This is a genomic window from Mycobacterium sp. E2479 (assembly GCF_001667925.1).
GTDB lineage: Bacteria > Actinomycetota > Actinomycetes > Mycobacteriales > Mycobacteriaceae > Mycobacterium.
Genome location: NZ_LZJR01000062.1, coordinates 20135 through 46372, shown reverse-complemented (window position 1 = coordinate 46372; position 26238 = coordinate 20135). Strand labels below are relative to the sequence as shown.

The window sequence follows — 26238 nt, the reverse complement described above, 5'->3', positions numbered from 1 at the left end:
GGAAGCGAGGACCGCCGGTGAGCTCAGCGCTGGGTCTGCCCGAGAAAGTCCGTGCCTGCCTGTTCGATCTCGACGGTGTGCTCACCGACACCGCCAGCGTGCACACCAAAGCCTGGAAGGCCATGTTCGACGCCTATTTGTCGGACCGGGCAAGGCGCACCGGAGATGAGTTCGTTCCCTTCGACGAGGCGGCCGACTACCGCGAATACGTCGACGGCAAAAAACGCGAGGACGGCGTCCGCTCGTTCCTGGAAAGTCGCGGCATCCACCTGCCCGACGGCAGCCCCGACGATCCCGACGACGCCGAGACGATCTACGGCCTGGGCAACCGCAAGAACGAAATGTTCCAGAAGGTCTTGAAGGAGGACGGGGTCAAGGTGTTCGACGGGTCGCGGCGCTACCTCGAGGCGGTGTCGGCCGCGGGGCTGGCGATCGCGGTGGTGTCATCGAGCGCCAACACCCGCGACGTCCTCGAGATCACCGGTCTGGACCGGTTCGTGCAGCAGCGGGTGGACGGCATCACTTTGCGCGACGAACACATCGCCGGCAAGCCGGCCCCCGACTCCTACCTGCGCGGGGCCCAGCTGCTCGACGTCCCCGCCGACGCCGCGGCCGTGTTCGAGGACGCCCTGTCCGGGGTGGAAGCCGGCCGGGCCGGTAACTTTGGGTTCGTGGTAGGTGTCGACCGGGTGGGCCAAGCCGAGGACTTACGCCGCAACGGCGCCGACGTGGTCGTCAAGGACCTCGCCGAGTTGCTGCAGTCATGATCACCGACGAAGCGTTCCCCGTTGATCCCTGGCACGTGCGCGAAACCCAGCTCGACCTCAACCTGCTGGCGCAGTCCGAATCCCTGTTCACCCTGTCCAACGGGCACATCGGGCTGCGCGGCAACCTCGACGAGGGCGAGCCGTACGGCCTGCCGGGCACCTACCTGAACTCCTTCTACGAGATCCGGCCGCTGCCCTACGCCGAGGCCGGTTATGGCTACCCCGAAGCCGGGCAGACGCTGGTAGACGTCACCAACGGCAAGATCATCCGGCTGCTGGTCGAGGACGAGCCGTTCGACGTCCGCTACGGCGAATTGCTCTCCCACGAGCGGAATCTGGACCTGCGCGCCGGAACGCTGACCCGCACGGCGCACTGGCGCTCGCCCGCGGGTAAAGAGGTCAAGGTGGTCTCCACCCGGCTGGTCTCCCTGGTCCAGCGTGGCCTGGCCGCCATCGAATACTGCGTGGAAGCGATCGACGAATTCGTTCGGGTGACGGTGCAATCCGAGCTGGTCACCAACGAGGACCAGCCACAGACCTCCGGCGACCCGCGGGTGGCGGCCATCCTGGAAAACCCCCTCGAAGAGGTCGCTCACGAAAAAACGGACACCGGAGCGGTTCTCATGCACCGGACGCGCAGCAGTGCGCTGATGATGGCCGCCGGTATGGATCACGAGGTCGACGTGCCCGGACGCGTCGAGGTCGGCACCGATGCGCGCGCCGATCTGGCGCGGACCACCGTCATCTGCGGCCTGCGCGAGGGACAGCGGCTGCGCATCGTCAAATACATCGCCTACGGCTGGTCGAGCATGCGTTCGCGCCCGGCACTGCGTGACCAGGTCGCCGCCGCGCTGCACAGCGGTCGTTACAGCGGCTGGCAGGGGCTGTTGGATTCCCAACGCAGGTATCTGGACGATTTCTGGGATTGCGCCGACGTCGAGGTCGAAGGCGACTCCGAATCCCAGCAGGCCGTACGTTTCGGGCTGTTCCACCTGCTGCAGGCCAGCGCCCGCGCCGAACGTCGCGCGATCGCCGCCAAGGGGCTCACCGGAACCGGGTATGACGGCCACGCCTTCTGGGACACCGAGGGTTACGTGCTGCCGGTGCTCACCTACACCGCACCGCACACCGTTGCCGATGCGCTGCGCTGGCGCGCCTCCACCCTGGATTTGGCCCAGGAGCGGGCGGCCGAGTTGGGCTTGGAAGGCGCCGCCTTTCCGTGGCGGACCATCCGCGGGCAGGAGTGCTCGGCCTACTGGCCGGCCGGCACGGCGGCATGGCACATCAACGCCGACATCGCGATGGCCTTCGAGCGCTACCGCATCGTCACCGGGGACCAGGACCTGGAAGCCGAGTGCGGGCTGCAGGTGCTGGTCGAGACCGCCCGGCTCTGGCTCTCGCTTGGGCATCACGACCGGCACGGCGTCTGGCACCTCGACGGCGTCACCGGCCCCGACGAGTACACGGCGATAGTGCGCGACAACGCGTTCACCAACCTGATGGCCGCGCACAATCTGCGCGTCGCGGCCGAAGCCTGCAACCGCCACCCCGATGTGGCCAAGGCGCTGGGAGTCACCACCGAGGAGACGGCGTGCTGGCGCGATGCCGCCGAGGCCGCCAACATTCCGTACGACTCCGGGCTTGGGGTGCATCAGCAGTGCGAGGGATTCACCACCTACGCCGAATGGGACTTCGATCGCAACACGACCTACCCGCTGCTGTTGCACGAGGCCTACGTGCGGCTGTACCCCGCGCAGGTGATCAAGCAGGCCGACCTGGTGCTGGCGATGCATTGGCAGAGCCACGCGTTCACGCCCGAGCAGAAGGCCCGCAACGTGGACTATTACGAGTCACGCATGGTGCGTGACTCGTCACTGTCGGCCTGCACGCAGGCGGTGATGTGCGCCGAGGTCGGGCACTTGGACCTCGCGCACGACTATGCGTATGAGGCCGCCCTGATCGATCTGCGGGACCTGCACCACAACACCCGTGACGGCCTACACATGGCCTCGCTCGCGGGTGCCTGGACCGCGCTGGTGGCCGGCTTCGGCGGCCTGCGCGACGACGAGGGCATTCTGGCGCTGGATCCCCAACTGCCCGACGGTATTTCGCGGCTACGGTTCCGGCTGCGGTGGCGCGACTTCCGGGTCACCGTGGACGTCAACCACGCCGAGGTCACCTACACGCTGCGCGACGGCCCGGGCGGCGAACTGACAATTCGGCACGCCGGCGAAGAGCTCGAGCTGAGCACCGACTCCGCGACGACAGTCGCAATACATCCCCGCAAACCACTGCTGCCGCCGCCGCACCAGCCGCCCGGCCGCGCGCCCATGCACCGACGGGCGCTCTCGCGTCGTCACTAAGGGTCGGAGGGCTCGAGAATCCGTTGCACCTCGGCGCCGACAGCCTGGCGGAGTTCGGCGTCCGTCAGGCTGTCGATCCCGGTGGCCGCGCGCAGGATTGGCGCGAACAACCGCCAACCGAATTGCAGGGCAAGGGCATTGGCGACCGCGACCCGGGCCTTGACCTCATCGTCGTAATGTGGCCGCACGCCGTCGAGCAGCGTCGCGATGTTGGGAAAGCGTTTCTGTAGCTGGCCCGCCGGATAGCCGTCCAGCACGGTCCGGGCCATCACCCGCATCTGCCGGTCCAGAGAACTCTCCAGCACGGCCGCGGGCGCATCGGTGCCCAGCAGGGCGCTCAGGTTCGCGCCGAGATGATCGAGCACGGCACCGACCAGTTGCTCCTTGGTGCCGAAGTGGCGGAACACCAATCCGTGGTTGACGTTGGATCGCGCGGCGATGTCGCGGATGGACGTCGCGGCGGGACCGCGCTCGGCAAACAGGTCGGTGGCGGCCTCCAGGATCGCCGCGGCGACTTCCGTGCGGCCGGTGGGCGTTTTCCCGCGACCCGTTGCGGAAGCTGTAGTCATCTGACTACACTACCAAATGTAGTCACGTGACTACAGCACTTTGATCCAAGGAACGAAAATGACAGGTCAGATAACCGTCACCAAGCTGGGCAGCCGCATCGGCGCCCGGGTGGACGGGGTCCGTCTCGGCGGCGAGCTCGACCGGGACGCGGTCGAGGAGATTCGCCGGGCGCTGTTGGCCCACAAGGTGATCTTCTTCCGTCACCAGCACCACCTCGACGACGAGCAGCAGCTCGCGTTCGCCGGGCTCCTGGGTACGCCCATCGGCCACCCGGCCGCCGGGGCGCTGGCCGCGCCTACCGTCCCGGTGATCACCCCGATCGACTCCGAGTACGGCAAGGCGAACCGCTGGCACACCGACGTGACGTTCGCCGCCAACTATCCGGCGGCGTCGATCCTGCGTGCGGTCAAGCTGCCGACGTACGGCGGTTCCACACTGTGGGCATCGACCGCGGCCGCCTATCAACACCTGCCCGAGCCGCTCAAATGTCTGGTGGAAAATCTCTGGGCGCTACACACCAACCGCTACGACTACGTGACCACAGAGGCGGCCTTGTCGATGAGCGACACCCAGCGGGCGTTCCGGCAGGCGTTCGAAAAGCCGGACTTCCGCACCGAGCATCCGGTGGTGCGGGTGCACCCGGAGACCGGCGAGCGCACCCTGCTGGCCGGTGATTTCGTGCGCGGGTTCGTCGGCCTGGACAGTCACGAGTCCACCGTGCTGCTGGAACTGCTGCAGCGACGAATCACCTTGCCGGAGAATACAGTTCGCTGGAACTGGGCGCCGGGCGATGTCGCCATGTGGGACAACCGCGCGACCCAGCACCGGGCGGTCGACGACTATGACGACCAGCCCCGGCTGATGCACCGCATCACCCTGATGGGCGATGTACCGGTGAACGTGCGCGGGGAGCGCAGCCGGGTTATCAGCGGCGCACCGCTCGAGGTGCTCGCGAGTTGATGGTGACGACCCGCAGCGCCGGGCTTCGCCGCGCTCGCGATCGTCACGAGCTAACTGGCGTCGGCGGCGGAGTTGATGTGATTGCTCGGCAACCAGCGCAGCGCGCCGGGCGCATCGGCCGGGACGACGGGCGCCTTGGGCGCGATCGGCTCCAGCCGGCGATACGGCTCGCCCTGCGCTGGGCGCTGGTCGGCCTCGCCGTTGTTCGGCCACAACGACGCGGCACGCTCGGCCTGGGCGGTAATTGACAACGAGGGGTTGACGCCCAGGTTCGCCGAAATGGCCGCGCCGTCTACCACGAACAGCGTCGGGTAGCCGTAGACCCGGTGATACGGGTCGATCACGCCATGGTCGGGATTGTCGCCGATCACGGCGCCGCCGAGGAAATGCGCGGTCAGCGGGATGTTGAACAACTCTCCCCAGGTGCCACCGGCCACGGCGTCAATCTTGTCGGCGATGCGCCGGGTCACCTGGTTGCCGACCGGGATCCAGCTCGGGTTCGGCTCGCCGTGTCCCTGCTTGCTGGTGTACCAGCGGATGCCCAGCCTGCCGCGCTTGGTGTAGGTGGTGATGGAGTTGTCGAGGTGCTGCATCACCAGGGCGATCAGCGTGCGTTCGCTCCACCGGCGGGTGTTGAGCAGCCGGAGCATCCGCTTCGGGTCCTCGCGAGCCTGGTCGAACAGCTGCTTCCAGCGCGGCACGTCGGTGCCCTCGGGGCCATGGCCGTCGGTCATCAGCGTCTGCAGCAACCCCATCGCGTTCGAGCCCTTGCCATAGCGGACCGGTTCGATGTGGGTGTCCGACGTCGGGTGGATCGACGACGTGATCGCCACCCCGTGCGTCAGGTCCAGGTTCGGGTCGACCTCGAGCTTCCCGGCGCCGACGATGGACTCGCTGTTCGTGCGGGTTAGCACGCCAAGCCGATTCGAGAGCCGGGGCAGCAGACCCTGATCGCGCATGTTGAACAGCAGATGCTGGGTGCCCCAAGTTCCGGCGGCCAGGACCACGTGCTTCGCGGTGTAGGTGCGCCGGTCGCGGCGCAGCCAACTTCCGGTGCGCACGGTGCGGACCTCCCACAGCCCATCGGGACGCTGCTGGAAGCGCTTCACCGTGGTCATCGGGATCACCTGCGCGCCAGCAGATTCCGCGAGGGCGAGGTAGTTCTTCAGCAGGGTGTTCTTGGCGCCGTAACGGCAGCCGGTCATGCAGCAACCACACTCGAGACATCCGGTGCGTTCCGGCCCCGCGCCACCGAAGTACGGATCCGGCACGGTCTTGCCCGGGGCCTTGGTGCCGTCGGGGCCGAAGAACACGCCGACCGGTGTCGGAACGAACGTGTCGCCACAACCCATCTCGTCCGCGACCTCTTTAACGATCCGGTCGGCGTCGGTGAAGGTCGGATTCTCCACCACGCCGAGCATCCGCTTGGCCTGCTCGTAGTGCGGCATCAGCTCGTCGCGCCAGTCGCTGATGTGCTTCCACTGCGGGTCGTTGAAGAACGGGTCGGGCGGCACGTACAGCGTGTTGGCGTAGTTCAGCGACCCGCCGCCCACCCCGGCCCCGGCCAGGATCAACACGTTCTTCAGCGGGTGGATGCGCTGAATCCCGTAGCAACCCAGCTTCGGCGCCCACAAGAACTTACGCAGATCCCAGGACGTCTCGGCAAAATCCTCGTCGGCGAACCAGCGCCCGGCCTCCAACACGCCGACGCGGTAGCCCTTTTCGGTCAGCCGCAACGCGCTGACGCTGCCCCCGAAACCCGAACCGATGATCAGTACGTCGTAATCCGGCTCCATCGCACCAGTATGGCCTTACCGGCGGGTAAGGAGCCAGCGGCCCTCGTCGCGCTAGCTACCGACGCTCAGGCCGACCTTCTGAAACTCCTTGAGGTCGCAATAGCCGGCCTTGGCCATCGACCGGCGCAGCCCGCCGACCAGATTGAGGCTGCCGAACGGGTCGTCGCTCGGTCCATTGAGCACCTGGTGCAGCGGTGGGCGCTCGCCGACGGCGATCTGCAGCAACGCCCCGCGCGGCAGCGACGGGTGCGCCGCGGCGGCCGGCCAGAACCATCCCTCACCCAGCGCCTCGGCGGACTCGGCCAGCGGCGTGCCCAGCACTACCGCGTCGGCCCCGCAGGCGATGGCTTTCGCGAGCTCGCCCGAGGTGTGGATGTCGCCATCGGCCAGCACGTGCACGTAGCGGCCGCCGGTCTCGTCGAGGTACTCGCGCCGCGCGGCGGCGGCGTCGGCGATCGCGGTGGCCATCGGCACGCTGATGCCCAGCACCTCGTCGCTGGTGGTCACCCCCCTCGTCGCGCCGTAGCCGACGATGACGCCGGCGGCGCCGGTGCGCATCAGGTGCAGCGCGGTGCGGTGGTCTTGCACACCGCCGGCTACCACCGGGACGTCGAGTTCAGAGATGAAGGTCTTGAGGTTCAGCGGTTCGCCGTCGCTGGCGACGCGTTCCGCCGAGATTATGGTGCCCTGGATGACCAACAGGTCGATGCCGGCCTGCACCAGCACCGGCGTCAGCGCCTGGGCGTTCTGCGGGCTGACCCGCACCGCTGTGGTGACCCCGGCCTCTCGGATTCGCGCAACCGCGGAGCCCAGCAGGTCCGGATTGAGCGGCGCCGCATGAAATTCCTGCAGCAGCCGGATCGCCGCCGACGGTTCCGGCTCCTTGCTGGCGGCCTCGACCAGCTGCGCGATCTTGGCCTCGACATCGGCGTGCCGCCCGATCAGTCCCTCGCCGTTGAGCACGCCCAGACCGCCGAGTCTGCCGAGTTCGATCGCGAACTCCGGCGACACCAGCGCATCGGTCGGATGGGCCAGCACCGGAATCTCGAAGCGGTAGGCGTCCAGCTGCCACGCGGTCGACACGTCCTGCGACGAGCGGGTGCGCCGCGAGGCCACGATGCTGACTTCGCTCAGTTCATAGCTGCGACGGGCGACGCGGCCCATCCCGATCTCGACCATCTCCGGCCTCAGCGTGCGTAGTAGTTGGGGGCTTCGACCGTCATGGCGACGTCGTGCGGGTGGCTTTCCCTCAAGCCGGCCGCCGTGATCCGGACGAACTGCGCCTGCTGCAGCGCCTCGATGCTGGGCGAGCCGGTGTAGCCCATCGCCGCGCGCAGGCCGCCGGTCAGCTGGTGGATCACCGACGACAGCGGGCCGCGGAACGGCACCCGTCCCTCGATGCCCTCCGGCACCAACTTGTCTTCCGAGAGCGCGTCGTCGGCGAAGTAGCGGTCCTTGGAGTACGACTTTCCGCTGCCCGAACCGCGGCCGGCCATGGCGCCCAGCGACCCCATCCCGCGGTAGCTCTTGAATTGCTTGCCGTTTACGAAGATCAGCTCGCCAGGGGCTTCGGCGGTGCCCGCCAGCAGCGAGCCCAGCATGGCCGTCGACGCGCCTGCGGCCAGCGCCTTGGCGATGTCGCCGGAGTACTGCAGTCCGCCGTCGGCGATCACCGGCACACCCGCCGGACCGCAGGCCGCCACGGCCTCCAGAATCGCCGTGATCTGCGGTGCGCCGACCCCGGCCACCACCCGCGTAGTGCAGATCGAACCCGGACCCACGCCCACCTTCACCGCGTCGGCGCCGGCGGCGACCAGGGCCGCGGCCGCCGAGCGGGTGGCGACGTTGCCGCCGATCACTTCGACCTTCTCGCCCACCTCGGCCTTGAGCTTGCCGACCATGTCGAGCACCAGCCGGTTGTGCGCGTGCGCAGTGTCCACGATCAGCACGTCAACCCCGGCGTCGACCAGCATCATCGCGCGCACCCACGCGTCGCCGCCGACGCCGACGGCGGCGCCCACCAGCAGCCTGCCGTCACTGTCCTTGGTGGCCAGCGGATGTTGTTCGGTCTTGACGAAATCCTTGACGGTGATAAGACCGGTCAGTCGGCCGTGGCCGTCGACGATGGGCAGCTTCTCGATCTTGTGGCGCCGCAACAGGCCCAGCGCCGCGTCGGCGGACACGCCCTCCTGCGCGGTGATCAGCGGGGCCTTCGTCATCACCTCGGCGACCTTCTTGGTCTGGTCGACCTCAAAGCGCATGTCGCGGTTGGTGATGATGCCGACCAGCGCGCCCGACTCGTCGACCACCGGCAGCCCCGAGATCCGGAACCGCGCGCACATTGCGTCGACCTGAGCCAAGGTGTTGTCCGGACGGCAGGTGACGGGATCGGTGACCATGCCGGCCTCCGAGCGTTTGACCATCTCCACCTGGCCGGCCTGTTCGGCGACCGGCAGGTTGCGGTGCAGCACACCCATGCCGCCGGCACGGGCCATCGCGATGGCCATCCGCGACTCGGTGACCGTGTCCATCGCCGAACTCACCATCGGCACTTTGAGCCTGATCTTCTTGGTCAGCTGGCTGGAAGTGTCCGCGGTCGCGGGCACGACGTCAGAGGCCGCGGGCAGCAGTAGCACATCGTCGAATGTCAGGCCGAGCATGGCGATCTTGTGCGGGTCGTCGCCTCCGGTGGGCACCGGGTCATCGATCAGGCCACCTACCCGCACATACGCACTGCCGACGAGGTCAGAACTGTCTTCCAGGTGGGACGTGCCACGGGTCATCAGTGGGGCCCTCCATACGGTGCGTGGTGAGAGATCCATCCTATCGGCTTGTTCCCGCCGCAGTTCGCTTGCTCGGGCGCGCCGCGCGCGCGAAAGGGCAGGGAATGAAGGGTGGGTTCCCTGCTGGCGTTATCCCGGGCGGGCTGCGTAGGCTAGGGGCGTGCGCGACCACCTCCCACCGGGTTTGCCGCCCGACCCTTTCGCCGACGACCCCTGTGATCCGTCGGCTGCGCTGGAAGCCGTCGAGCCGGGCCAGCCCCTGGACTCCCAAGAGCGGATGGCCGTCGAGGCCGACCTCGCCGATCTGGCCGTGTACGAAGCGCTGCTGGCGCACAGGGGTATTCGCGGACTTGTGGTCTGCTGCGACGAATGTCAGCAAGATCACTACCACGACTGGGACATGCTGCGCGCCAATCTGCTGCAGCTGCTGATCGACGGCACCGTGCGTCCGCACGAGCCCGCATACGACCCCGAACCGGATGCCTACGTCACGTGGGATTACTGCCGGGGCTACGCCGACGCGTCGCTCAACGAGGCGACGTCGGACGCCGACGGTTTGAACCGCCGGCACTGATCGCTCACTGATTCGGACTCAACGGCGCCACCGGGGGTGGCGTCTTTCCGTGATGGTGATGCTTGCCCACTGATGGACTTGGTGGCACGCTCGGCGGGCTGAGCGGCGCAGGCGTTGCCGCCTTGGTCGGTGCGACCGACGCGGCGGGCGGCGGCGCCGGAATCGCAGTGGCCGGCGCGGGTGGCGCCGCCGGGGGCGGAGCGACCGGCAGCGTGGCGTTCGGATCGCGCGCGTCGACCTTGGCGTTCAACAGCCTCAGCTGGTTCGTCAGATCTTGTTTGCTGGCCGGGTCGTTGATCGACTGCACCAGGCTGCTCACCTCGGTCAGCTGTTGCTTGGCCTGCTCCCACTGACCGCGGTCGATCGATTCCTGGACCTTCGCCAGGTCGGCCTTGGCGGCCAGCATCTCCTGACTTCCGTGTAGCTGGGGCTCATCGAAGAACATCGCGTGCAACCCGTACAGGGTGCCGCCGGGCTGGGCCTCGACCACCATGGCGCCGAAGCCGCTGAGCGCTATCAGCGCCGCAGCGACCGATCCGACGACAGCCAGGCCACGATGGCCCCGCCGGCGCTCGGCCAGTCCGGCGCGCAACGCATTGACCGCCTCTTCGGGTGTCACCAGCGCGCTGGCCGGCGGCCACCTCAGGTTGTCGCGCCAGTCCTCGAGCAGGGTGGTCAGCACGTCGACGTCGGAATCCTCGACGTCCACCGGCCTGCGCTGGGAGAGCGCATCGAGCAGCAGGTCGGTGCGGGCAAATTCATCTAGGGATTCAGGCACAGTCACCTGCCGCGATCATTTCGGACTTCAACCGCGACAATGCGCGGTGCTGGGCGACTCGGACCGCCCCGGTGGTACTGCCGACCGCGGCGGCCGTCTCCTCGGCGGACAGCCCGACGACGACACGCAGGATCAGGATCTCGCGCTGCTTGGCGGGCAGGATCTCGAGCATTTCGCTCATCCGGCTGACCGAATCGGCTTCGATCGCAACCTGTTCCGGTCCCGCGTCGTTGGACCACCGCTCGGGGATCGTGTCGGTGGGATAGGCGAGATCGCGCCCGGCGGCCCGGTGCGCATCGGCGACCTTGTGGGCCGCGATGCCATACAGGAAGGCCAGGAATGGACGTCCGCGATCGCGATAACGCGGCAGTGCCGTGATAGTCGCCAAACACACCTCCTGTGCCACGTCATCCGCTGACAGGCCACCCCGATCGACCGTGCCGACACGCGCTCGGCAATATCGCACGACGATCGGACGGATGGTCTCCAGCACCTCCCTCAATGCGTCGTGGTCTCCGGTGACGGCCTTGGCGACCACAGCGTCGAGACGTTCCCCTGCTGGAATTGTCATCGACTGTGATATCTCCAACGTTACGAAGCGGACACATCGCGGCCCAACCGGGCTAACTTACGGAATGACAATAACGGGCAGAGGGCCGTTTCAAGCGGAACGCCACGTCCCACCGGCGCGCCGCACCTGGCCTGCGCAGACATCTCGGATTTCGTGCAGCTGATGTGCTGTAAACGTGACACTTTCGATATCGATCAGCAAGCAAGCCAGCGCCCAGCGAAGGGGCAGCAGCCCTAGCCGGCCGGTGGTCTGCAGTGTGGCGTCCGCGACAGTGCGGGCGCGCTCGAGATCACCGGCGCAGCACAGCGCGGCGGCCAGCACCACTTCGCTTTTGGCCCGGTGCCGCGGCGATGCGACGGCCATGGTTGCGGCCAGCTCCACCCCTTCGCCGGCAAGACGGACGGCGGCGTCGCCCTCGCCGCGGGCCATCGCCAGCTCGGCGGCCACCCACCGTCGACGCACCGGGAGCCGGTCGGGCACTGGGGGGTTGGGCGATGCCAGCAATGACTCAGCGCGCGCCAGCAGCGTCTCCGCCGCCGCGAAGCGGCCGACACCCAGCGCGTCGGCCGCCAGCCCGATGAGGGCGTCGGCGCGCGCCTCGGGATCGCCGGCGGCCAGCGCGAGGGCGCGCCCGTCCCAGCCCCGAGCCAAAGTGTGCCAACCGAGTTGGCGCAAAAACGACCCCTGCGTGCTCATGCCCAGCGACACCAGCCGTCCGGCCGACGCGCTGCGGCGCAGCACCGCGAGGTCGCGGAAGGCAGCGCCGTAGCGCCCCTGTGCCCCGGCCGCCACGGCGCGCAGCCACAGTTCGGCCGGCGTCGTCGCCGTGGGCAGCGGCCAGCTACCGGGCCGGTCCCCGAAGGCGGCGTCGGCCAACTGCCGCCCAATCAGGCAAGTGTGACGAGTTTCAATCACAATGATGTAGTAAACAGTTTGTGGTCTTCATGTTACCGAGCCGTTAATCACTATAGCCCATGGATAAATTCGCCTTAACGCTCTGGTGGGCACTGAGCTGGGAAATCGCGTTTCGGCCAACTGCCTGGTAGCACGGTTCGGGATTCACATTTTCAATCGAGATGAACGCAACGTTAATTCTGCTCCAACAGGCACATACTTTGCCGGGCTAAGTGGCTATTGACGGAAATTCGCCGTCGCCCCTAACGTCTACGCATGACGGGTAGTCATCGGTGACCCCACTCCACTTAATTTAAGTTGCACCCAGTCGCTTTCATGAACCTGATCTCGAGCGGACGGTGCAGAGAGGGAGCAAGCCAATGCCACAGCCGGAACAGCTACCTGGACCCAACGCCGACATCTGGAATTGGCAACTGCAGGGCTTGTGCCGCGGCGTTGACTCATCGATGTTCTTTCACCCCGACGGAGAGCGGGGGCGGGCCCGCATGCAACGCGAGCAGCGCGCGAAGGAAATGTGCCGGCAGTGCCCGGTGATCCAGGAATGCCGCTCGCACGCCCTCGAAGTCGGTGAGCCCTATGGGGTTTGGGGCGGTCTGTCGGAATCGGAGCGCGACCTGTTGCTCAAGGGCGACATCGGGCGCGCCATCCGCCGCTCCGCCTAGCCCCTCATTCGACCCGTCCGCCCCGGTCGCCGATGAACGATCCTCGGTGCCAATCCGTGTCTTAGTCATGGACTAGGCCGGCCAGGCCGCGGTCCTAGTCGACGCGGCGTCGAACCCGTTGCGTCACGCCGGCTCTCGCATACACCGGAGGGGCCATGGCGAATCGGGGGCATTTCAATCGGATCCGCAGTACCGGGCCTGCGGTGCGGACAATCCTGGGGCGACAAGCTTGGCTGGATCGTCCCAGCTACCGGCTCGAGCACGCCTTGACCCTTTTGTTCGCGACCCTGGGCCGCAACCGCGATCGGGTCAGCGACGCATTGCACGGCACCTGGCTCGGCCATCCGCTGCATCCGGCTTTGACGTCGGTGCCGACCGGCGCGGTGGCGACGACGCTCGTCATGGATGCGGCCAGCATGCTGCCCGGCAGCACCACCCGACTGTGTGACGGGTCGAGGTACGCGTTGGGCGTCGCACTCGCAGGAAGCGTCGGCGCCGCCGCGACCGGCGTGACGGACTGGCAGCACACCCACGAGCAGTCGCGTCGGATTGGCCTTGTGCATGGCGCGCTGAACGCGATCGCGACGGGGTTGTACGCGGCGTCGTGGTGGGATCGGCGCCGCGGCCACCACCGGCGCGGGATGGCGAGCAGCGCACTGGGCTATGGCCTCACCCTCGCCGGCGGCTACCTCGGCGGGGATTTGGTGTTCGGTGCGGGCACCGGGGTGGACCGGTCCGGCGCCCTGCTCAGAGGCAACCGCTGGATGCCGGTGCTGCCCGCGGCCGCGCTGGACGGCCGGCCGCAGCGGGTGGCGGTCGACGGCGTCGGCGTGGTTCTGTATCGCACCGACGACCAGGTGACCGCGGTGGGTGAGCGCTGCCCGCACCTGGGCGCGCCGATGAGTGACGGGTGGATCGACCGCGGCCGAATCGTATGCCCGTGGCATGGTTCCCGATTCGCGTGCGAATCGGGTGACGTGCTGCGCGGACCGGCGACAGCGGCGCTGCCGAATTACCCGGTGCGGATTCGCGACGGGCTAATCGAAGTGCACGGTGTGCCGAAATGAACGCCTACGAGGTGCTTTTCGAACACCACACGCTCTTACGCGAGCTCTGCACCAAGATCACCGGTACGCCGGTGGACAGTGACGAGCGGCAAGAGGCGCTCGATGAGCTGTTGATCGAGCTGGACATCCACATGCGCATCGAGGACGACCTGTTCTACCCGGCGGTAGCGGAGGCCAGCGCACTGGTCGCCATCGCCCATGCCGAGCATAGGCAGGTGTGGGATCAGCTGGCGGTGCTGCTGCGCACGCCGCCTACGGCGCCCGAGTACGCCGACGAATGGCATTCGTTCGTCACGGTTCTCGACGCCCACGCCAGCGAAGAGGAGCGCGACTTATGCCCGCCCCCAGTAGATTTGAGTGAGGACATGATCGAGGCGCTGGGATGCCGAATGAGCGAGCGCATCGCGCGGTTACACCTATCCCCCATCAACAAGTTCCGCGTCCGCAGCCGCAAAACCCTGCTGAGCTCCCTGCGGGGCTAGGCTCCGTCGCCCACCGCCGGGCTCGCCCGCCGAAGGATTATCTAAAAGCGTCAGAACGCGCCATCAACAACGCCTTTGAGGCGGTGAACACGACGGCGACGCACCTCGGGCGCATCATGGGCCTGGTCGCTGGCGCGCCGCGCCGCGCCGCGCGGGAAATGGTGGATTTGGTCTGGACTACCGCGACCTGGCCGATGAGGTGCGCAAGCCCGCCCGGTGGTTCGCCGTTTCGGCACGGGCCAATGTGGGTAGCTACCGCAAATGAATAAGGCCGCATGTTTTGCGGTCGCGGCGCTCACCGCGGCCGTCGCTCCGCTAGCCGCCTGCGCGAATCAGCAAGGCAGTCAGCCCAACACCTCGCCGCTGACCAGTCCGACCTCCGGGGCGGAGAGGCTGACCACCCAGTTGAAGACCGCCGACGGCACCCCGGTCGCCAATGCCACCTTCGAATTCGCCAACGGGTACGCGACGGTGACCGTGGAGGCGGGCCCCAACCAGGTGCTCAGCCCCGGATTCCACGGGCTGCAAATTCACGCGGTCGGCAAGTGCGAGGCCAGTTCGGCTGCTCCGAACGGCGGCTCGACGGGCGACTTCGACTCCGCCGGGAGTGTCTACCAGGCGGCCGATCACACGAGTTACCCAGCCAGCGGCGACCTGACCGCGCTGCAGGTGCGCTCCGATGGCTCGGCGAAACTGGTGACCACCAGTAACGCCTTCACCTCGGCCGACCTGAGGAACACCTCGGGCACCGCGCTCATCATCCACCAGACTGCGGACAATCTGGGCACCACCGCCCCAGCGGGTGAATCGGGCAAGCGGCTGGCCTGCGGTGTGATTGCGGCGCCGTCCGCGACGACGACGTCGTCGACAACCAGCGTCACGACGAGCACCACCACCACCGTCGTGCCACCGGCCACTACCAGCACCAGCACCAGCACCGTGACGGTCACCGGCACCCCGACCACGACGTCCACACCGACCACGACCATGACGACTCCGTCTTACTATCCGCCCGGGCGCTGACGCTCAAGCCACCATGGAGGGGAACGCCCCCACCCGCAAGGGAACGGGGGTGTTTCGCAAGCTCGGCGCTTCCGTGCCGGCGGTGCTCACCGCAACGCGCCAGTCACGCTTCATTGATGGCAATGACTCGAATCTCGACGCGCATCTGCGGACTCGCCAATGCGGCGACCCCGATGCATGTCCACAGGGGCGCGCGGTCGCCCATGCGCCGGCGGAACTGGTCGACCATGGTGTCCAGGTGCTCGGATCCGATCTGGCCGTCAGGGTCTGGCAGGTGATACGAGTGCACGTGCACTACGTCGCGCCAGGAGGCTCCGGCTGTTGCCAATGTTCGGTCGACATTGTCGAAGGCCTGAACGACTTCGTCGCGAACTGACTCGGGATAGCGCCAGCGCTCGTCCCAACCTCCTTGACCGGCGGTCTCTATCCGGTCGCCGTATCGAACAGCTTGTGAATAGTGGAACTTCCGCAGTTGGTGGTCGCCATAACCAGGAGTGACGGAAAATATCGGCCTACCCATGTGGGCCATCTTCGTCGCCGACGGCATCGCGGGCATGCGCTTGACTGGAATCCATGATGCGCCCGACCGCACGGCCCTACTGTGCAGACACTCTCGGCGGGGCATCGCCTTCGTCGTCGTCGGCCTCTGACGGCGTGCTATAGCGCGTGTACGTCCGGCGTGCGGACATGCTCGGGACGAAAACCGCGCCCGACGAAAAGCGGCGGAATCGCCTGCAGCGGGCCGAATCCCACAATCTTCGGAACGCGAATGGTGGACAGGTCACCGCTCAAATTGGGCGCGACCACGTTGTCCTGCACGAGCACCTGAAAAGCCTGGATGATCCGAGTGGGCAGCTCGCGGCGCCGCTGCACCTTTGCGAGATCGTGGTCGGTCACCCGGCCTTGGCGCAGCGGGGCGCACAAGATGTTGGCCGCGGCCACCGCATCGGCGACAGCAAGGTTGATGCCGACGCCGCCGGCCGGCGACATGGCGTGCGCGGCATCGCCGATGCACAGCACCCCGGTGCGCCACCACGTCTCGAGCCGGTCCACCCGCACGTCGAGCTCGCTGGTGTCGTCCCAGGAACTCAGGTCATTGACATGCTCACGCAGCCGCGGCTGCGCGATGACCATCCGCTCCTTGAACTCCTCCAATGATCCGCCCCGGGGATTTGAGCCCTTCGGCATCAGATAGGCGACTTGCCAATAGTCGCCCCGGTAGATCATGACCATCATCAGGCCTTTACGGGCCACGCCGAAGAGTTCCTGAGGGTCGCCGGGCCGCCACTTCAGCCGAAACCACAGGACGTCCATCGGGGAGTGCGCGGCAGCGGTCTGTAGCCCGGCGGCAGCGCGCACCGCGGACTTGCGCCCGTCGGCGGCGATGACGAGCTCGGAGCGCACCTCCAGATCCGGCGTGCGCACCCCGGTCACCCGATCGCCGTCGAATGTCAGGCCGGTGACCTCCGCGTTGCGGACGAGCGTGAATTCCGGGTAGGCGGAGGCCTTTTCGGCGATGAAGTCGAGAAAGTCCCACTGCGGCATCATGGCGATATAGGGCTGTCTGAACCCGAGCCGCTTGAGCACTTTGAAGTTGCCGAAGGTGCGAATCGAGCCATCGGTATCGAAGGCGACGCGGTCGATCTTGGTGTGCGGTAGCCGCAGGAACTCGTCGATGAACCCCAGCTCGTCCATGATTCGCAGGGTGGTCGGGTGCACGGTGTCGCCGCGGAAGTCGCGCAGGAAATCGTTGTGCTTCTCCAGGACGATGACGCGGATTCCGGCCCGCGCCAGCAGCAGCGCGTGAACCATGCCGGCGGGACCACCGCCGGCGACGCACACCTGGGTCTCCATCACTTGCGTCATGGTTCTGAACCCCTCGTGGAGTATGGAATACAATTACAGGATACCTCAAGTAATGTATCACGATGATGGAGGAGGCGGAATGGCTCGCCAGGTGTCGACGCCACAAGTGGTGGAGGCCGCGCTGCGCGCCGCGGAAAAGCTGGGCAAGGATGTGGCCGACGTTCCCGTCGCATCGATCGCCACCGAGGCCGGGATCTCGCGCAGCACCCTGCTGCGCCGCTTCGGCGGCTCACGCACCGCGTTGAATGACGCCGTTCGTGCCGCCGGAGTTGACCCCGGCGGGCTGCCCCCCGTCCGCATTCGGGCGGTAGCCGCCGCTGCATCGTTGATCGGCGAATCCGGCCTCGCCGCAACGACGCTGGAGGCCGTCGCCGACCGCGCAAGTTGTTCGGTGTACAGTCTCCACGCCGTCTTCGGCGGGCGCGACGAGTTGATGCGCGCCGTCTTCGAGCAGCACAGCCCCGTCGGCGACATTGAGGAATACCTCTCGCGCCCCAGCGGCGACTTTCCCGAAACCGTCCGGGGTTTCTACCGAACCGTGGCCAACGCGCTGAGTCGCGAACCCCGCATTGCCCCCGCGATATTCGCCGAAGCCTTCGCACGCCCAACCAGTCCCGCCGTGCAATCCCTCGCGGCCTACGGCATGCCGCGCATGCTTGGTGTGCTCGGCCGCTGGTTCGATACGGAGATCAGCGCCGGACGAGTTCGCGACCTGCCCATGCCAGTGCTGGCGCAACAACTGTTGGGTCCCATAATGGTCCACTTGCTGACGCGACCGGTCTTACCGGAGGTGCTCGCGGCCCCGCTGCCCGACATCGACACGGTGTGTGACGTCTTCGCCGACGCGTTCGTGCGCGCCGTCGCCGAGACTTCACCCGCACGACCGCGGTGACTTGAATCTGGACACGCGCGTCGGCGGACCCGCATGTTCGGCGACACCAATGCATGCCCGGGCGAACCATGTCGCTCGCCATTAGCTGACGCAGGGCGGTAAACGCGGACCAGAACGGCCCCGGGCTTTGGAAGCCGGGGCCGCTCCTCGTGATTGACTCAGCGGTGGTGACAGCGGCAATTACGGTTTGGGTGGTCCTGGACTGAGGCCTAGGCGTCCCAGCTTGTCAGGTCGCGGGCCGGGATGCCTTGGCTGGCACAGTAACTGGTGTAGCGCTCGACGGAGGTTTTGTGGTTTTCCTGCCACAAGATCGTGTTGTTCTCATCGATGAACAGCAGCTCGCCGACGATGAAGAAAAACACCTCGGTGTCTTGCAGACTCTCTGGCGTGTGCCTGGAGCCGGCGACCTCGTAGACCGTGTCACCTGCGCGGGAGATCCAGTTGTTTTCCTGGTAGCGCCATGCGCCGGCGACGGTGTGTCCGACCACGATGCCCGTGTGGTAGTGGGGAGCCAGTTCCAGTCCGGCCGGAAACTTCATCGAGACGACGATCTCGCCGCGAACGGGGTCGACCTTCCAGTACTTGAGAAACACCTGGTCGCTGAGCGGGGTGAACGGAATCCAGGGATTGTCGGCGCCGCTCATGTAGTTGACGTCGAGCTCTTGCATGGTCTGCATCGGAGTCTCCTTGCTTTTGATGGCTGGTGGCCGGTCGGCCAACTGCTTCAAACGGTAGGGCGGACGACTGCTGATTCCTTGGCGCGCGGCGCCAACGTTGGTGGTCAGGTTTGTACTGGCGTCACAGTGCGAACGGGTAGGGCCACAAATCCGGTCACCCTTCGGGGATACGGCGCTGTCGGACGAGCCCCGGCAGCGTGGGCAGCAGTACCAACGCCACCGCGAGGTCCAGGCTGTCGGTGTCGATGCTGCGACCGAGGATCGTCTGGGCTTGATCAACGCGGTAGCTGACGGTGTTGGGATGCACGCTGAGCCGCCGCGCGGCGCGCGCGCGGCTACGGTTCTCTTGTAGGTACACCGCCAGCGTCGTCGCGACCCGGTAGGTCGCCTCATCGTCCGCGGCGAGCGGGCCAAGGACCCGTTGAACGAACGACGCCGCGTTCTCGGCGTCGCAACTGGCCAATGCGGCGACTGCCACATCGCGGTAGCGCGTCAAAGGCGTGGCGTGCTTTCCAGCCAACGACGCCACCCGGCGAGCGCTCTCAGCTTGGATATGGCTGCAGCGGAAGCCCTTCAGGCCGTGTCCGGGCTCGCCGGTACTGACCTGAACGCCATCCGGGAGTTTCGGCCGACGCGCCGCGGTGTCAGCACCGAAATCGATTGCGGCAAAATCGCTTGTGCGACTCAACCAGCCGAACGCCGCCAGAGAGCCGGCGGGGTGAATGAGGATTGACTCGCCGCCGATCTCGCGGGCGAGGATGGTGAGCGCCTCAGTCAGCGATCTCTGGGCGTCGCGGTCTCCCGGGACCGAATCAACCCACGCGACAGCACCGACATGGTGGCGGTTGACCTCATAGCGCAACCGTCTGGAGGCGCGCTGCTGATCGCATTCTCGTTGCGCCACAATGTCATCGATAGCATCGGTCCGGGCCGCGGCCGTATTCCGCAGCCAGATTTCACGTTCGGACTCATAGGCCAGCTCGGCGCGGTTCAAGGCCGCATCGACGTAGCCGAACATAAAGCCGGTGGCAAGGCGAAGCGCCGCCGCTTGCTGCGTCTGATCCGCCGCGGCCGCCGTGATTCGTTCCCACATCCACTGCCACAGCAGCTCTTGAGCCACCCGGTAAAACCGCATAAGGCTGGCCAGGGGAATCTGACGCTGTACTCCGGTGCGAGCGATGGCCAGCGTCGGCGCCGGCAATTCGGCATCACGGGGATCGCCGGCCACGTCGATGATGTCGGCGAGTTGGCGGATCCCCGCCTCGGTGCTGACGAGGTTTTCCTTGACGGACTGCGGATCGGGAAACAGCACTGGCATCTCGACTTGCAGGCGGGCGACGGCCCGTTCGGCGAGTTCGGATGCACCCGACCGTAGTTCGGCGGCGATCGGACGCAGCAGCTTCTCCCAGACCTTCAGGGCGTCTGGCTCACGCAATGGTTCCCACGCGAGCTCCATGGCCGGTGAACATACTCCGTTGTGACGCCGTCACAACGGACATCGGCGATATTGGGCCGCCGGCACGAGCCACCCCCAGCGGTGGGCGCCTACTTTGCTCAGACCAGCAACGCCACCAGCCACGCAAGGACAAGCCATGAACCTGATCTCACCGGTCGAGTCGATGATGTTGCTCGCCGAGTCGCCCCGCCACCCCATGCATGTCGCCGGGTTGCAGCTATTCGAGACGCCGCAGGATGCCGGGCCGGATTTTGCCGGCCAGTACTACGAGGCGCTTCGCGCCTCCGACCAAGTGCAGACCCTCTTCCGCAGACATCCGGCGACAATCCCTGGAGGCCTGAGCGTCGGCTGGTCCTCGGCGAGCGATATCGATCTCGATTACCACGTGCGGCATTCGGCACTGCCGGGTCCGGGTCGGGTAAAGGAATTGCTCGAACTGACTTCGCGGCTGCATTCAAGCATGCTTGATCGGCAACGTCCGCTGTGGGAGACGCATGTAATCGAAGGGCTGACCGACGGACGCTTCGCGGTGTACACCAAGATTCACCACGGCCTCGTCGATGGGATAGCGGCGATCAACTTACTTCAGGGTTCGCTCAGCGCCGATGCACTCGACGCGGAGATCCGCGCCCCATGGGCGGTGCCGAACCGCGCCGACGGTCACGCCGCTTCGTCGCCGCTGCAGAGTCTGGCCGGGTCCATCAAATCGATTCCACGCGTTGGCGTCGCGACGATGGGCTTGGCGCGCTCGGCTCTGCTCGAACAGCGGCTGGCATTGCCGTTTCGAGCACCGCGCACCATGCTGAATGTCCCGATCAGCGGTGCCCGGCGCTGCGCAGCGCAGTCTTGGTCGCTGCAGCGCATCAAGGACGTCAAGAACGCCGCCGGCACCACCGTCAACGACGTGATACTGGCAATGTGCGCCGGCGCTCTGCGTGCGTATCTCACCGATCAGAATGCGCTGCCCGAAAAGCCGTTGGTAGCAATGGTTCCGGTTAGCCTACGCACCTCCGACAACGCCGCCGGCGGTAATGCGGTCTCAGCTGTGCTGGCCGACCTGGCGACGCATATCGACGACCCCGGCCGTCGTCTCGCGACGATCAGCACGTGCATGCGGAACAATAAGGCGGTCCTCGCGCAACTGCCCAGACCGCAGGCGATAGCATTGGGGATGTCGTTGCTCTCGCCGGTCGTCCTGGGCGGAGTGACGGGAATGTCAGTCTCGCCGCCGCCGTTCAATATCACCATCTCCAACGTCCCTGGCGCCAGAACCCCGTTGTACGCTAACGGCGCTCGACTCCAGGGCACCTATCCGATGTCCATCGCGGCCAACGGCCAGGCTCTCAACATCACGCTGGTGGGCAACGGCGACACCCTTGACTTCGGCCTTGTCGGATGCCGCCGCGCCGTGCCACACCTGCAGCACCTACTGACCCACCTGGAGACGTCACTCAAAGATCTGGAGCGAGCTGTCGGGCTATGACTTCGGGTCAGCAATTGCCAACTCCGTAATGGTGATGGTGAGCGTGGCCGTGGTCTTCCTGCTCGGCCGGCGTGTCGACGACCACCGTCTCGGTGGTGAGCACTCAGCCATGTCATCGGCCGTCGACCGGAGTCACCGCCGAGTCGAACCCGAAGAGCTGTATCTCAGCCGACTTTCCTTTCAGAGCGTGAAATCCCCTGTCTGTCAGTCCGATTGGCCGGGAATGCAGCGCATCGACGGACTGCCGGGTGAGGAGGATCGCGTCACCGATGGTCTTGGTGAGCTGCTCGACGCGGGCGGCGACGTTGACGGTGTCCCCGATCAGGGTGAACTCCAGCTTGCTCCCACCGCCAATGGTTCCGGCGATCACCTTACCGGTGTTGATACCGATGCCGATGCGAAGCTCACCGTCGAATCGCTCCGCGACCAGACGATGAATCAGCGCTGCGGCGGCCGCCGCGGCGTCGGCGTGATTGGCGAGGTCGTTGGGGGCGCCGAACACCGCCAAGGCGCCGTCCCCGAGGAATTTGTTCACATGCCCACCGGCCTCGACGACGGCCGGCACGACGATCTCGAACAAGGCATTGAGCCGCGCGACGGTGTCCTCAGCGGTATTCGTCTCGGCGAATGGCGTGAAGTCACGGATGTCGACGAACATCACCGTCACCTCGCGGCGCTCCCCGGTGAACACATCATCGCCCTGCCGCAATAGCCGCGCCGCCAACGCCGGATCGACATACGTCCCGAACGCGCTCTGAAGTCGTTGCCGCTCAGCCAATCCCGCCTGCATGCGATTGAACGACGCGGCCAACGCGCCAAGGTCGTCGTCCTGAACCACCGGCAAGCGCTGACTGTAGCGGCCCGCCGCAACACGTTCCGTTCCCTCGGCGAGGTCGCGAATCGGCCGCAGGGACGGGGCGAACACTGCGCCGACGGTGATCGGTATGCCGAAGCAGAGGATCATCCCGGTCGCGATCGCGAGGGAGAGCAGCGCAAAGTGTCCAGACCGCGCGAAAACCGCCATCAGCAACGCACCCGAGAGGGCGAATACGAACGCGACCCCGAGCATCGAGGCTTTTGCCCATGTCGCAAAGCTCGGACGAGAGCGAGGCAGCGAGTCACCGATCCCGGTGCCGCCGGCGATAGCGGACCTGACCGGCCGTAGCGCGCCTTCTACGAAACTGTGCACGCCGATCAGTTGCACGCCAGTGCCGAGGGCGGCGCCCACGATTCCGTAATGGACAAGCCGCCAGCCCGTCGCCCCGGCGATGCCGCCCACGACGACCAACAACACGGCGGCCCAGACAGCGGTGCCCGCCACCGCTCGGGCGATGGTGCGACGAGCCCACCTGTAGGTGGAGTCCAACGCCCGGGCCGGATCGATATTCTGACCCGCCGCCCAACGATCTGCGAGCCGGCTCAGGCCCGCGCCGGGAAGCACGAGCATGTATACCAGCACCGGCCCGGCGACGACGTTCACAACGACGGTCTCAACATATCGATCAGACCCCTCGATCGCGACTACACAGAACGACGGGAGAAGGAAGATCGGCAGCATCAGGGGCAAGAGCACCGCGCCGATCGCCCACGAGTAGTGCGGGCCGTACCGATCCCACACCCATTGCCAGATACGGTCCATGGCGCGAGATTAAACGCGGTCACCGATGCCCGGGGAGCCTTCGCCAACCTCGGCCAGCAAATGAAACATCGCCCGCGCTAAACCGGGCAGTAAGCCTGTCATCTGTCCTCGGCCAGAGCCACTGCTGGGTCGAGCCCAAAGACGTTCACGGCGGCCGACTTGCCCTTCAGGTCATGCAACCCCTTATCGACGAGCCCGTGCGGTCGAGCAACCAAGGCGTCGATGGTCTGCTGGGTGAGAAGGATTGCGTCCCCGGTGGTCTTGGTGAGCTGCTCGACGCGGGCGGCGACGTTGACGGTGTCGCCGATCAGGGTGAATTCGAGCTTGCCTCCGCCCCCGATGGTGCCTGCGATCACCAGACCGGTGTTGACGCCGATGCCGATCCGAAGCGCACCCTCGAAACGCTCAGCGACGAGGCGATGAATCAGAACCGCTGCGGTCACCGCCGCTCCGGCATGATCGGCGAGATCGTTGGGTGCACCGAACACGGCCAGCGCGCCGTCGCCAAGGAACTTGTTGACGTGGCCCCCTGCGTCGACCACGGCGGGCACCACGATTTCGAAGAGGGCATTAAGCCGGGCGACCGTGTCCTCGGCGGTGTTCGCCTCGGCGAACGGGGTGAAATCGCGAACGTCGACAAACATCACCGTCACCTCACGGCGCTCGCCGGTGAAGACGTCGTCACCCTGCTCGAGCAGCCGCGCCGCCAGGGCCGGGTCGACGTAAGTTCCGAACGCGGCCTGAAGCCGCTGCCGCTCAGCAAGACCCGCCTGCATCCGGTTGAAAGACGCCGCCAGCGCGCCGAGATCGTCATCTTGCACAACCGGCAGGCGTCGGCTGAAATCACCAGCCGCGACGCGCTCAGTTCCGGCTGCGAGATCGCGAATCGGTTGCAGGAGCGGCGAATACGCGGCAAAGAGCGACGGCCCGATAAGGAGCACCAGTACACCACCGATCACCATGGCGAGGACCGGGCCGTGCCTGGCCACGTCTAACACGGCTCCCAGAATCGCGCCCGCGACGGCGAACGCGAACCCCACCCCAAGCATGGCCACGTTGGTCCACGTGCCGAACGCCGGGCGAGAGCGGGGCAGGGAATCGCCGATATCGGTATCGGCGGCGATCGCGGCCCTGGCCGGCCGCAGGGTCGATTCGACGTAGCTGTGCACAGTGATCAACTGGCCGGCAGTTCCGGCAATGGCGCCCAGTATCGCGTACTGGACGAGCCGCGGCCCACTCGCTCCGGCGATCATCCCGACACCGACGAACAGCGCCGCGATCGAGACAAAGGTGACGAACACCCCCCTCGCAATCACTTTGCGGCCATAGCTGTAGGTGGCGCGCAGTGCGCACTCTCGATCAACGCCGTCACCCGCGGCCCACCGCTCAATGAGGCGAGGATCCTTGCCGCCAGGAAATACCACCACGTACAGGTAGGCGAGCACGGCGACCACGGTCACCGCGGCCGCCTCGGTGTAGCGATCGGACTTCTCGAAAGCGACGATGCCCAACGACCAGGCGAGATAAACCGGGAGGGCCAGGGGGAGAGTCAGAGCCCAGCATGCCCACGAATACCTGGATTTGTACCGATCCCACACCGATTGCCAGATGCGATCCATGCCGATAACGAAACACCCCCGGCGGTGAGCCGGGGGTGTTTCTTCGGGACTACCTGGTGGCGGTGATGATGACCGTGGGCGCGGCCGTCTTCCTCCTCGGCCGGCAAGCCCGGGAGGGTGCCGATCAGCCGGGCGGGGCCGCCTCCAGATAGCCGGTCACACATACCTCGGCCTTGGCATATCCTGTGTTGTTCTCCAGCCCGATGAACCCGGAGCTGAAGGTGATGTGGTCGACGGGCCCGTTCACATAAAGCCGCGTAGGGGTGTGGAAGCCGAACCAGCGGTCCCTTCCCTTGTCCTCGAAATCCTCGCTGAGAAAGCTTTGGATCCAGGGGAAAAATGCCAACGGCGTATTGATGCATCCCAGCGGTTCATTGACCTCGCCGAGTGCCATCGGGGAAAGCATGCCTTTCTGATTTACAGATCGCGCCGACACGGTTTCGATCACCAACCGCATTCCCGCGGGTACTTTGCACGGAATCTTGATCACTAGGAAACCGGTCTTGCTGATCGTGCTGTTCCAGGTGACCTGCACGACGTCCCAGTGTTTCGGGATGTCTGGGATGGCCAGCACCTGCCCGACGGTGATCTTGTTGGGGTCGGCCAGCTGGTTGGCGGTCGCGATGAGACCGAACAACGTGGAGTCGCCGTAGTACCGCTGCGCGATCCCTGACAGTGTGTCGCCGGCCTGGACTTTATATGTTCTGCTCATGGCGCCTCCTAGGGGACAACTGCTGGTATGAGCGTGTCGCACACGTAAGTGACGCGAGCCACTGTGACTTCAGATGGCGATTGCGGCCGTCCTAGGCGCAGGGATACTGCCACCTCCACTGGCCGTTGTCGTCCCGGTAGATGCAGCCGCACGTTCCGCTAGGCCCGCAGATGATTTCTACGTCAACGTCCGGTGCACTGTGGGTTTTGGCGACGGGAGCGAACTTCCGCACGATGTCACCGGTAAGTGCGGTCCCGGTCACACGCGCGCCGATCAGCGCAATCTCCTCCAGCCGACTCCTGGTCTCTTCGTAGAGCCGTTCGATTCGGTACTGGTCTTCTGCGTTCATCGCATAGGAATTGGGCCGGTCGTCAGTTTGGGTCATCGTCAGCCTTCGTCTCGGGAAACGCCTCGCTGGGAGCTTTATCCCGATCTGCTGCGAAGTCAACGACCCGTTCTTCCGTGTCAGGCGGGACCTTGAACGGGCACTGTCGGCATCAACGATGCCACTGATGCCGGACCTCGGCGATGGCTCATTGCCCCGCCGATGATGGGCGTGCGGCAATCGATTACGACACGACGC

25 protein-coding genes are annotated in these 26238 nt (G+C 66.3%); 10 read left to right on the top strand and 15 right to left on the bottom strand.

Annotated features, from left to right (window positions below):
• The first annotated feature begins 17 nt into the window (after nt 1–17).
• Both A5686_RS07670 and A5686_RS07665 read left to right on the top strand, forming a co-directional pair.
• Nucleotides 18–767 (top strand): beta-phosphoglucomutase family hydrolase, encoded by a 750-nt coding sequence (locus tag A5686_RS07670; protein ID WP_067932719.1) that lies wholly within the window; start codon nt 18–20, stop codon nt 765–767.
• The gene (locus tag A5686_RS07665) at nt 764–3130 is read left to right on the top strand and encodes a glycoside hydrolase family 65 protein (RefSeq protein ID WP_067932716.1); all 2367 of its coding nucleotides are present in this window, start codon (nt 764–766) and stop codon (nt 3128–3130) included. Before A5686_RS07670 ends, A5686_RS07665 begins: the two co-directional genes overlap by 4 nt.
• Here the strand turns inward: A5686_RS07665 and A5686_RS07660 are convergent.
• Nucleotides 3127–3699 (bottom strand): TetR/AcrR family transcriptional regulator, encoded by a 573-nt coding sequence (locus A5686_RS07660; protein ID WP_067932714.1) that lies wholly within the window; start codon nt 3697–3699, stop codon nt 3127–3129. The two genes, A5686_RS07665 and A5686_RS07660, sit on opposite strands and share 4 nt — an antisense overlap.
• Nucleotides 3700–3757: 58 nt before the next feature.
• Between A5686_RS07660 and A5686_RS07655 the strand changes: the two genes are divergently transcribed.
• A complete protein-coding gene (locus tag A5686_RS07655) occupies nt 3758–4660 on the top strand; it encodes a TauD/TfdA family dioxygenase (protein ID WP_067932712.1) in 903 nt (300 codons plus the stop codon).
• 50 nt (nt 4661–4710) lie between these two features.
• Here the strand turns inward: A5686_RS07655 and A5686_RS07650 are convergent, their stop codons facing one another.
• From A5686_RS07650 to guaB, 3 genes are read right to left on the bottom strand one after another with little or no spacing between them, the layout of a single operon-like run.
• On the bottom strand, nt 4711–6456 hold the full coding sequence (locus tag A5686_RS07650; protein ID WP_067932709.1) for a GMC oxidoreductase: 1746 nt from the start codon (nt 6454–6456) through the stop codon (nt 4711–4713).
• Nucleotides 6457–6507: 51 nt separating this feature from the next.
• Nucleotides 6508–7635 (bottom strand): GuaB3 family IMP dehydrogenase-related protein, encoded by a 1128-nt coding sequence (locus A5686_RS07645; RefSeq protein ID WP_067932707.1) that lies wholly within the window; start codon nt 7633–7635, stop codon nt 6508–6510.
• An 8-nt stretch (nt 7636–7643) separates the two neighbouring features.
• Complete coding sequence (guaB, locus tag A5686_RS07640; RefSeq protein ID WP_067932705.1) at nt 7644–9239, bottom strand: IMP dehydrogenase; 1596 nt, start codon at nt 9237–9239, stop codon at nt 7644–7646.
• Nucleotides 9240–9399: 160 nt separating this feature from the next.
• Between guaB and A5686_RS07635 the strand changes: the two genes are divergently transcribed.
• Nucleotides 9400–9813 (top strand): DUF5319 domain-containing protein, encoded by a 414-nt coding sequence (locus A5686_RS07635; protein WP_067932702.1) that lies wholly within the window; start codon nt 9400–9402, stop codon nt 9811–9813.
• A 4-nt stretch (nt 9814–9817) separates the two neighbouring features.
• Here the strand turns inward: A5686_RS07635 and A5686_RS07630 are convergent, their stop codons facing one another.
• The 3 genes from A5686_RS07630 to A5686_RS07620 all read right to left on the bottom strand — a co-directional run bounded on the left by A5686_RS07630 (nt 9818) and on the right by A5686_RS07620 (nt 12077).
• On the bottom strand, nt 9818–10597 hold the full coding sequence (locus A5686_RS07630) for an anti-sigma-D factor RsdA (RefSeq protein ID WP_197520511.1): 780 nt from the start codon (nt 10595–10597) through the stop codon (nt 9818–9820).
• Nucleotides 10584–11162: a sigma-70 family RNA polymerase sigma factor gene (locus A5686_RS07625; RefSeq protein ID WP_067932698.1), complete on the bottom strand. Its 579-nt coding sequence runs from the start codon at nt 11160–11162 to the stop codon at nt 10584–10586. Before A5686_RS07625 ends, A5686_RS07630 begins: the two co-directional genes overlap by 14 nt.
• Nucleotides 11163–11252: 90 nt before the next feature.
• Nucleotides 11253–12077, bottom strand: a complete 825-nt coding sequence (locus A5686_RS07620; RefSeq protein ID WP_067932696.1) for a hypothetical protein — start codon at nt 12075–12077, stop codon at nt 11253–11255.
• 359 nt (nt 12078–12436) lie between these two features.
• Between A5686_RS07620 and A5686_RS07615 the strand changes: the two genes are divergently transcribed.
• The 4 genes from A5686_RS07615 (at nt 12437) to A5686_RS07600 (ending at nt 15311) form a co-directional block, all read left to right on the top strand.
• A complete protein-coding gene (locus A5686_RS07615; RefSeq protein ID WP_067932695.1) occupies nt 12437–12739 on the top strand; it encodes a WhiB family transcriptional regulator in 303 nt (100 codons plus the stop codon).
• Between the two features lie 155 nt (nt 12740–12894).
• On the top strand, nt 12895–13806 hold the full coding sequence (locus A5686_RS07610) for a Rieske 2Fe-2S domain-containing protein (protein WP_067932692.1): 912 nt from the start codon (nt 12895–12897) through the stop codon (nt 13804–13806).
• The gene (locus tag A5686_RS07605; RefSeq protein ID WP_067932690.1) at nt 13803–14288 is read left to right on the top strand and encodes a hemerythrin domain-containing protein; all 486 of its coding nucleotides are present in this window, start codon (nt 13803–13805) and stop codon (nt 14286–14288) included. The genes A5686_RS07610 and A5686_RS07605 overlap by 4 nt, the downstream gene beginning before the upstream one ends.
• Nucleotides 14289–14549: 261 nt before the next feature.
• Entirely contained in the window at nt 14550–15311 is a 762-nt protein-coding gene (locus A5686_RS07600) for a superoxide dismutase family protein (RefSeq protein ID WP_067932687.1), read from the top strand.
• A gap of 103 nt (nt 15312–15414) precedes the next feature.
• Here A5686_RS07600 and A5686_RS07595 read toward each other — a convergent pair whose 3' ends face one another.
• Together A5686_RS07595 and A5686_RS07590 are read right to left on the bottom strand one after the other, a co-directional pair.
• Nucleotides 15415–15831, bottom strand: coding sequence for a Rid family hydrolase (locus A5686_RS07595; RefSeq protein WP_067932685.1), 417 nt, complete (start codon nt 15829–15831; stop codon nt 15415–15417).
• Nucleotides 15832–15968: 137 nt separating this feature from the next.
• Entirely contained in the window at nt 15969–17177 is a 1209-nt protein-coding gene (locus A5686_RS07590) for an FAD-dependent oxidoreductase (protein WP_082947528.1), read from the bottom strand.
• A gap of 79 nt (nt 17178–17256) precedes the next feature.
• Between A5686_RS07590 and A5686_RS07585 the strand changes: the two genes are divergently transcribed.
• Nucleotides 17257–18069 (top strand): TetR/AcrR family transcriptional regulator, encoded by an 813-nt coding sequence (locus tag A5686_RS07585; protein WP_067932684.1) that lies wholly within the window; start codon nt 17257–17259, stop codon nt 18067–18069.
• A 209-nt stretch (nt 18070–18278) separates the two neighbouring features.
• On the opposite strand, the gene A5686_RS07580 is transcribed toward A5686_RS07585, so the two are convergent.
• Both A5686_RS07580 and A5686_RS07575 read right to left on the bottom strand, forming a co-directional pair.
• Nucleotides 18279–18746 carry a 2,4'-dihydroxyacetophenone dioxygenase family protein gene (locus tag A5686_RS07580; RefSeq protein ID WP_067932776.1) on the bottom strand — a complete coding sequence of 156 codons (468 nt, stop codon included), beginning with the start codon at nt 18744–18746 and terminating at the stop codon, nt 18279–18281.
• A gap of 154 nt (nt 18747–18900) precedes the next feature.
• Nucleotides 18901–20202, bottom strand: coding sequence for a CdaR family transcriptional regulator (locus A5686_RS07575; protein WP_067932682.1), 1302 nt, complete (start codon nt 20200–20202; stop codon nt 18901–18903).
• 136 nt (nt 20203–20338) lie between these two features.
• Between A5686_RS07575 and A5686_RS07570 the strand changes: the two genes are divergently transcribed.
• On the top strand, nt 20339–21685 hold the full coding sequence (locus A5686_RS07570) for a wax ester/triacylglycerol synthase family O-acyltransferase (RefSeq protein ID WP_067932680.1): 1347 nt from the start codon (nt 20339–20341) through the stop codon (nt 21683–21685).
• Nucleotides 21686–21797: 112 nt separating this feature from the next.
• Here the strand turns inward: A5686_RS07570 and A5686_RS07565 are convergent, their stop codons facing one another.
• The 4 genes from A5686_RS07565 to A5686_RS07550 all read right to left on the bottom strand — a co-directional run bounded on the left by A5686_RS07565 (nt 21798) and on the right by A5686_RS07550 (nt 26040).
• Nucleotides 21798–23324: an adenylate/guanylate cyclase domain-containing protein gene (locus A5686_RS07565; RefSeq protein ID WP_067932678.1), complete on the bottom strand. Its 1527-nt coding sequence runs from the start codon at nt 23322–23324 to the stop codon at nt 21798–21800.
• Nucleotides 23325–23422: 98 nt separating this feature from the next.
• Nucleotides 23423–24943, bottom strand: a complete 1521-nt coding sequence (locus A5686_RS07560; protein ID WP_067932676.1) for an adenylate/guanylate cyclase domain-containing protein — start codon at nt 24941–24943, stop codon at nt 23423–23425.
• A 124-nt stretch (nt 24944–25067) separates the two neighbouring features.
• Nucleotides 25068–25655, bottom strand: coding sequence for a LysM peptidoglycan-binding domain-containing protein (locus A5686_RS07555; RefSeq protein ID WP_067932674.1), 588 nt, complete (start codon nt 25653–25655; stop codon nt 25068–25070).
• Between the two features lie 91 nt (nt 25656–25746).
• Complete coding sequence (locus tag A5686_RS07550) at nt 25747–26040, bottom strand: hypothetical protein (RefSeq protein ID WP_156749994.1); 294 nt, start codon at nt 26038–26040, stop codon at nt 25747–25749.
• Between the last annotated feature and the right edge of the window lie 198 nt (nt 26041–26238).

Excerpts from the sequence above, each read along its gene's own strand:
- A5686_RS07600 (WP_067932687.1), top strand. The coding sequence starts at position 14,550 with ATGAATAAGGCCGCATGTTTTGCGGTCGCGGCGCTCACCGCGGCCGTC.
- A5686_RS07575 (WP_067932682.1), bottom strand. The coding sequence starts at position 20,202 with ATGGAGCTCGCGTGGGAACCATTGCGTGAGCCAGACGCCCTGAAGGTC.
- A5686_RS07655 (WP_067932712.1), top strand. The coding sequence starts at position 3,758 with ATGACAGGTCAGATAACCGTCACCAAGCTGGGCAGCCGCATCGGCGCC.
- A5686_RS07665 (WP_067932716.1), top strand. The coding sequence starts at position 764 with ATGATCACCGACGAAGCGTTCCCCGTTGATCCCTGGCACGTGCGCGAA.
- guaB (WP_067932705.1), bottom strand. The coding sequence starts at position 9,239 with ATGACCCGTGGCACGTCCCACCTGGAAGACAGTTCTGACCTCGTCGGC.
- A5686_RS07585 (WP_067932684.1), top strand. The coding sequence starts at position 17,257 with ATGGCTCGCCAGGTGTCGACGCCACAAGTGGTGGAGGCCGCGCTGCGC.
- A5686_RS07555 (WP_067932674.1), bottom strand. The coding sequence starts at position 25,655 with ATGAGCAGAACATATAAAGTCCAGGCCGGCGACACACTGTCAGGGATC.
- A5686_RS07550 (WP_156749994.1), bottom strand. The coding sequence starts at position 26,040 with ATGACCCAAACTGACGACCGGCCCAATTCCTATGCGATGAACGCAGAA.
- A5686_RS07580 (WP_067932776.1), bottom strand. The coding sequence starts at position 18,746 with ATGCAGACCATGCAAGAGCTCGACGTCAACTACATGAGCGGCGCCGAC.
- A5686_RS07560 (WP_067932676.1), bottom strand. The coding sequence starts at position 24,943 with ATGGATCGCATCTGGCAATCGGTGTGGGATCGGTACAAATCCAGGTAT.
- A5686_RS07565 (WP_067932678.1), bottom strand. The coding sequence starts at position 23,324 with ATGGACCGTATCTGGCAATGGGTGTGGGATCGGTACGGCCCGCACTAC.
- A5686_RS07570 (WP_067932680.1), top strand. The coding sequence starts at position 20,339 with ATGAACCTGATCTCACCGGTCGAGTCGATGATGTTGCTCGCCGAGTCG.
- A5686_RS07590 (WP_082947528.1), bottom strand. The coding sequence starts at position 17,177 with ATGACGCAAGTGATGGAGACCCAGGTGTGCGTCGCCGGCGGTGGTCCC.
- A5686_RS07605 (WP_067932690.1), top strand. The coding sequence starts at position 13,803 with ATGAACGCCTACGAGGTGCTTTTCGAACACCACACGCTCTTACGCGAG.
- A5686_RS07650 (WP_067932709.1), bottom strand. The coding sequence starts at position 6,456 with ATGGAGCCGGATTACGACGTACTGATCATCGGTTCGGGTTTCGGGGGC.
- A5686_RS07615 (WP_067932695.1), top strand. The coding sequence starts at position 12,437 with ATGCCACAGCCGGAACAGCTACCTGGACCCAACGCCGACATCTGGAAT.
- A5686_RS07625 (WP_067932698.1), bottom strand. The coding sequence starts at position 11,162 with ATGACAATTCCAGCAGGGGAACGTCTCGACGCTGTGGTCGCCAAGGCC.
- A5686_RS07595 (WP_067932685.1), bottom strand. The coding sequence starts at position 15,831 with ATGGGTAGGCCGATATTTTCCGTCACTCCTGGTTATGGCGACCACCAA.
- A5686_RS07660 (WP_067932714.1), bottom strand. The coding sequence starts at position 3,699 with ATGACTACAGCTTCCGCAACGGGTCGCGGGAAAACGCCCACCGGCCGC.
- A5686_RS07610 (WP_067932692.1), top strand. The coding sequence starts at position 12,895 with ATGGCGAATCGGGGGCATTTCAATCGGATCCGCAGTACCGGGCCTGCG.
- A5686_RS07645 (WP_067932707.1), bottom strand. The coding sequence starts at position 7,635 with ATGGTCGAGATCGGGATGGGCCGCGTCGCCCGTCGCAGCTATGAACTG.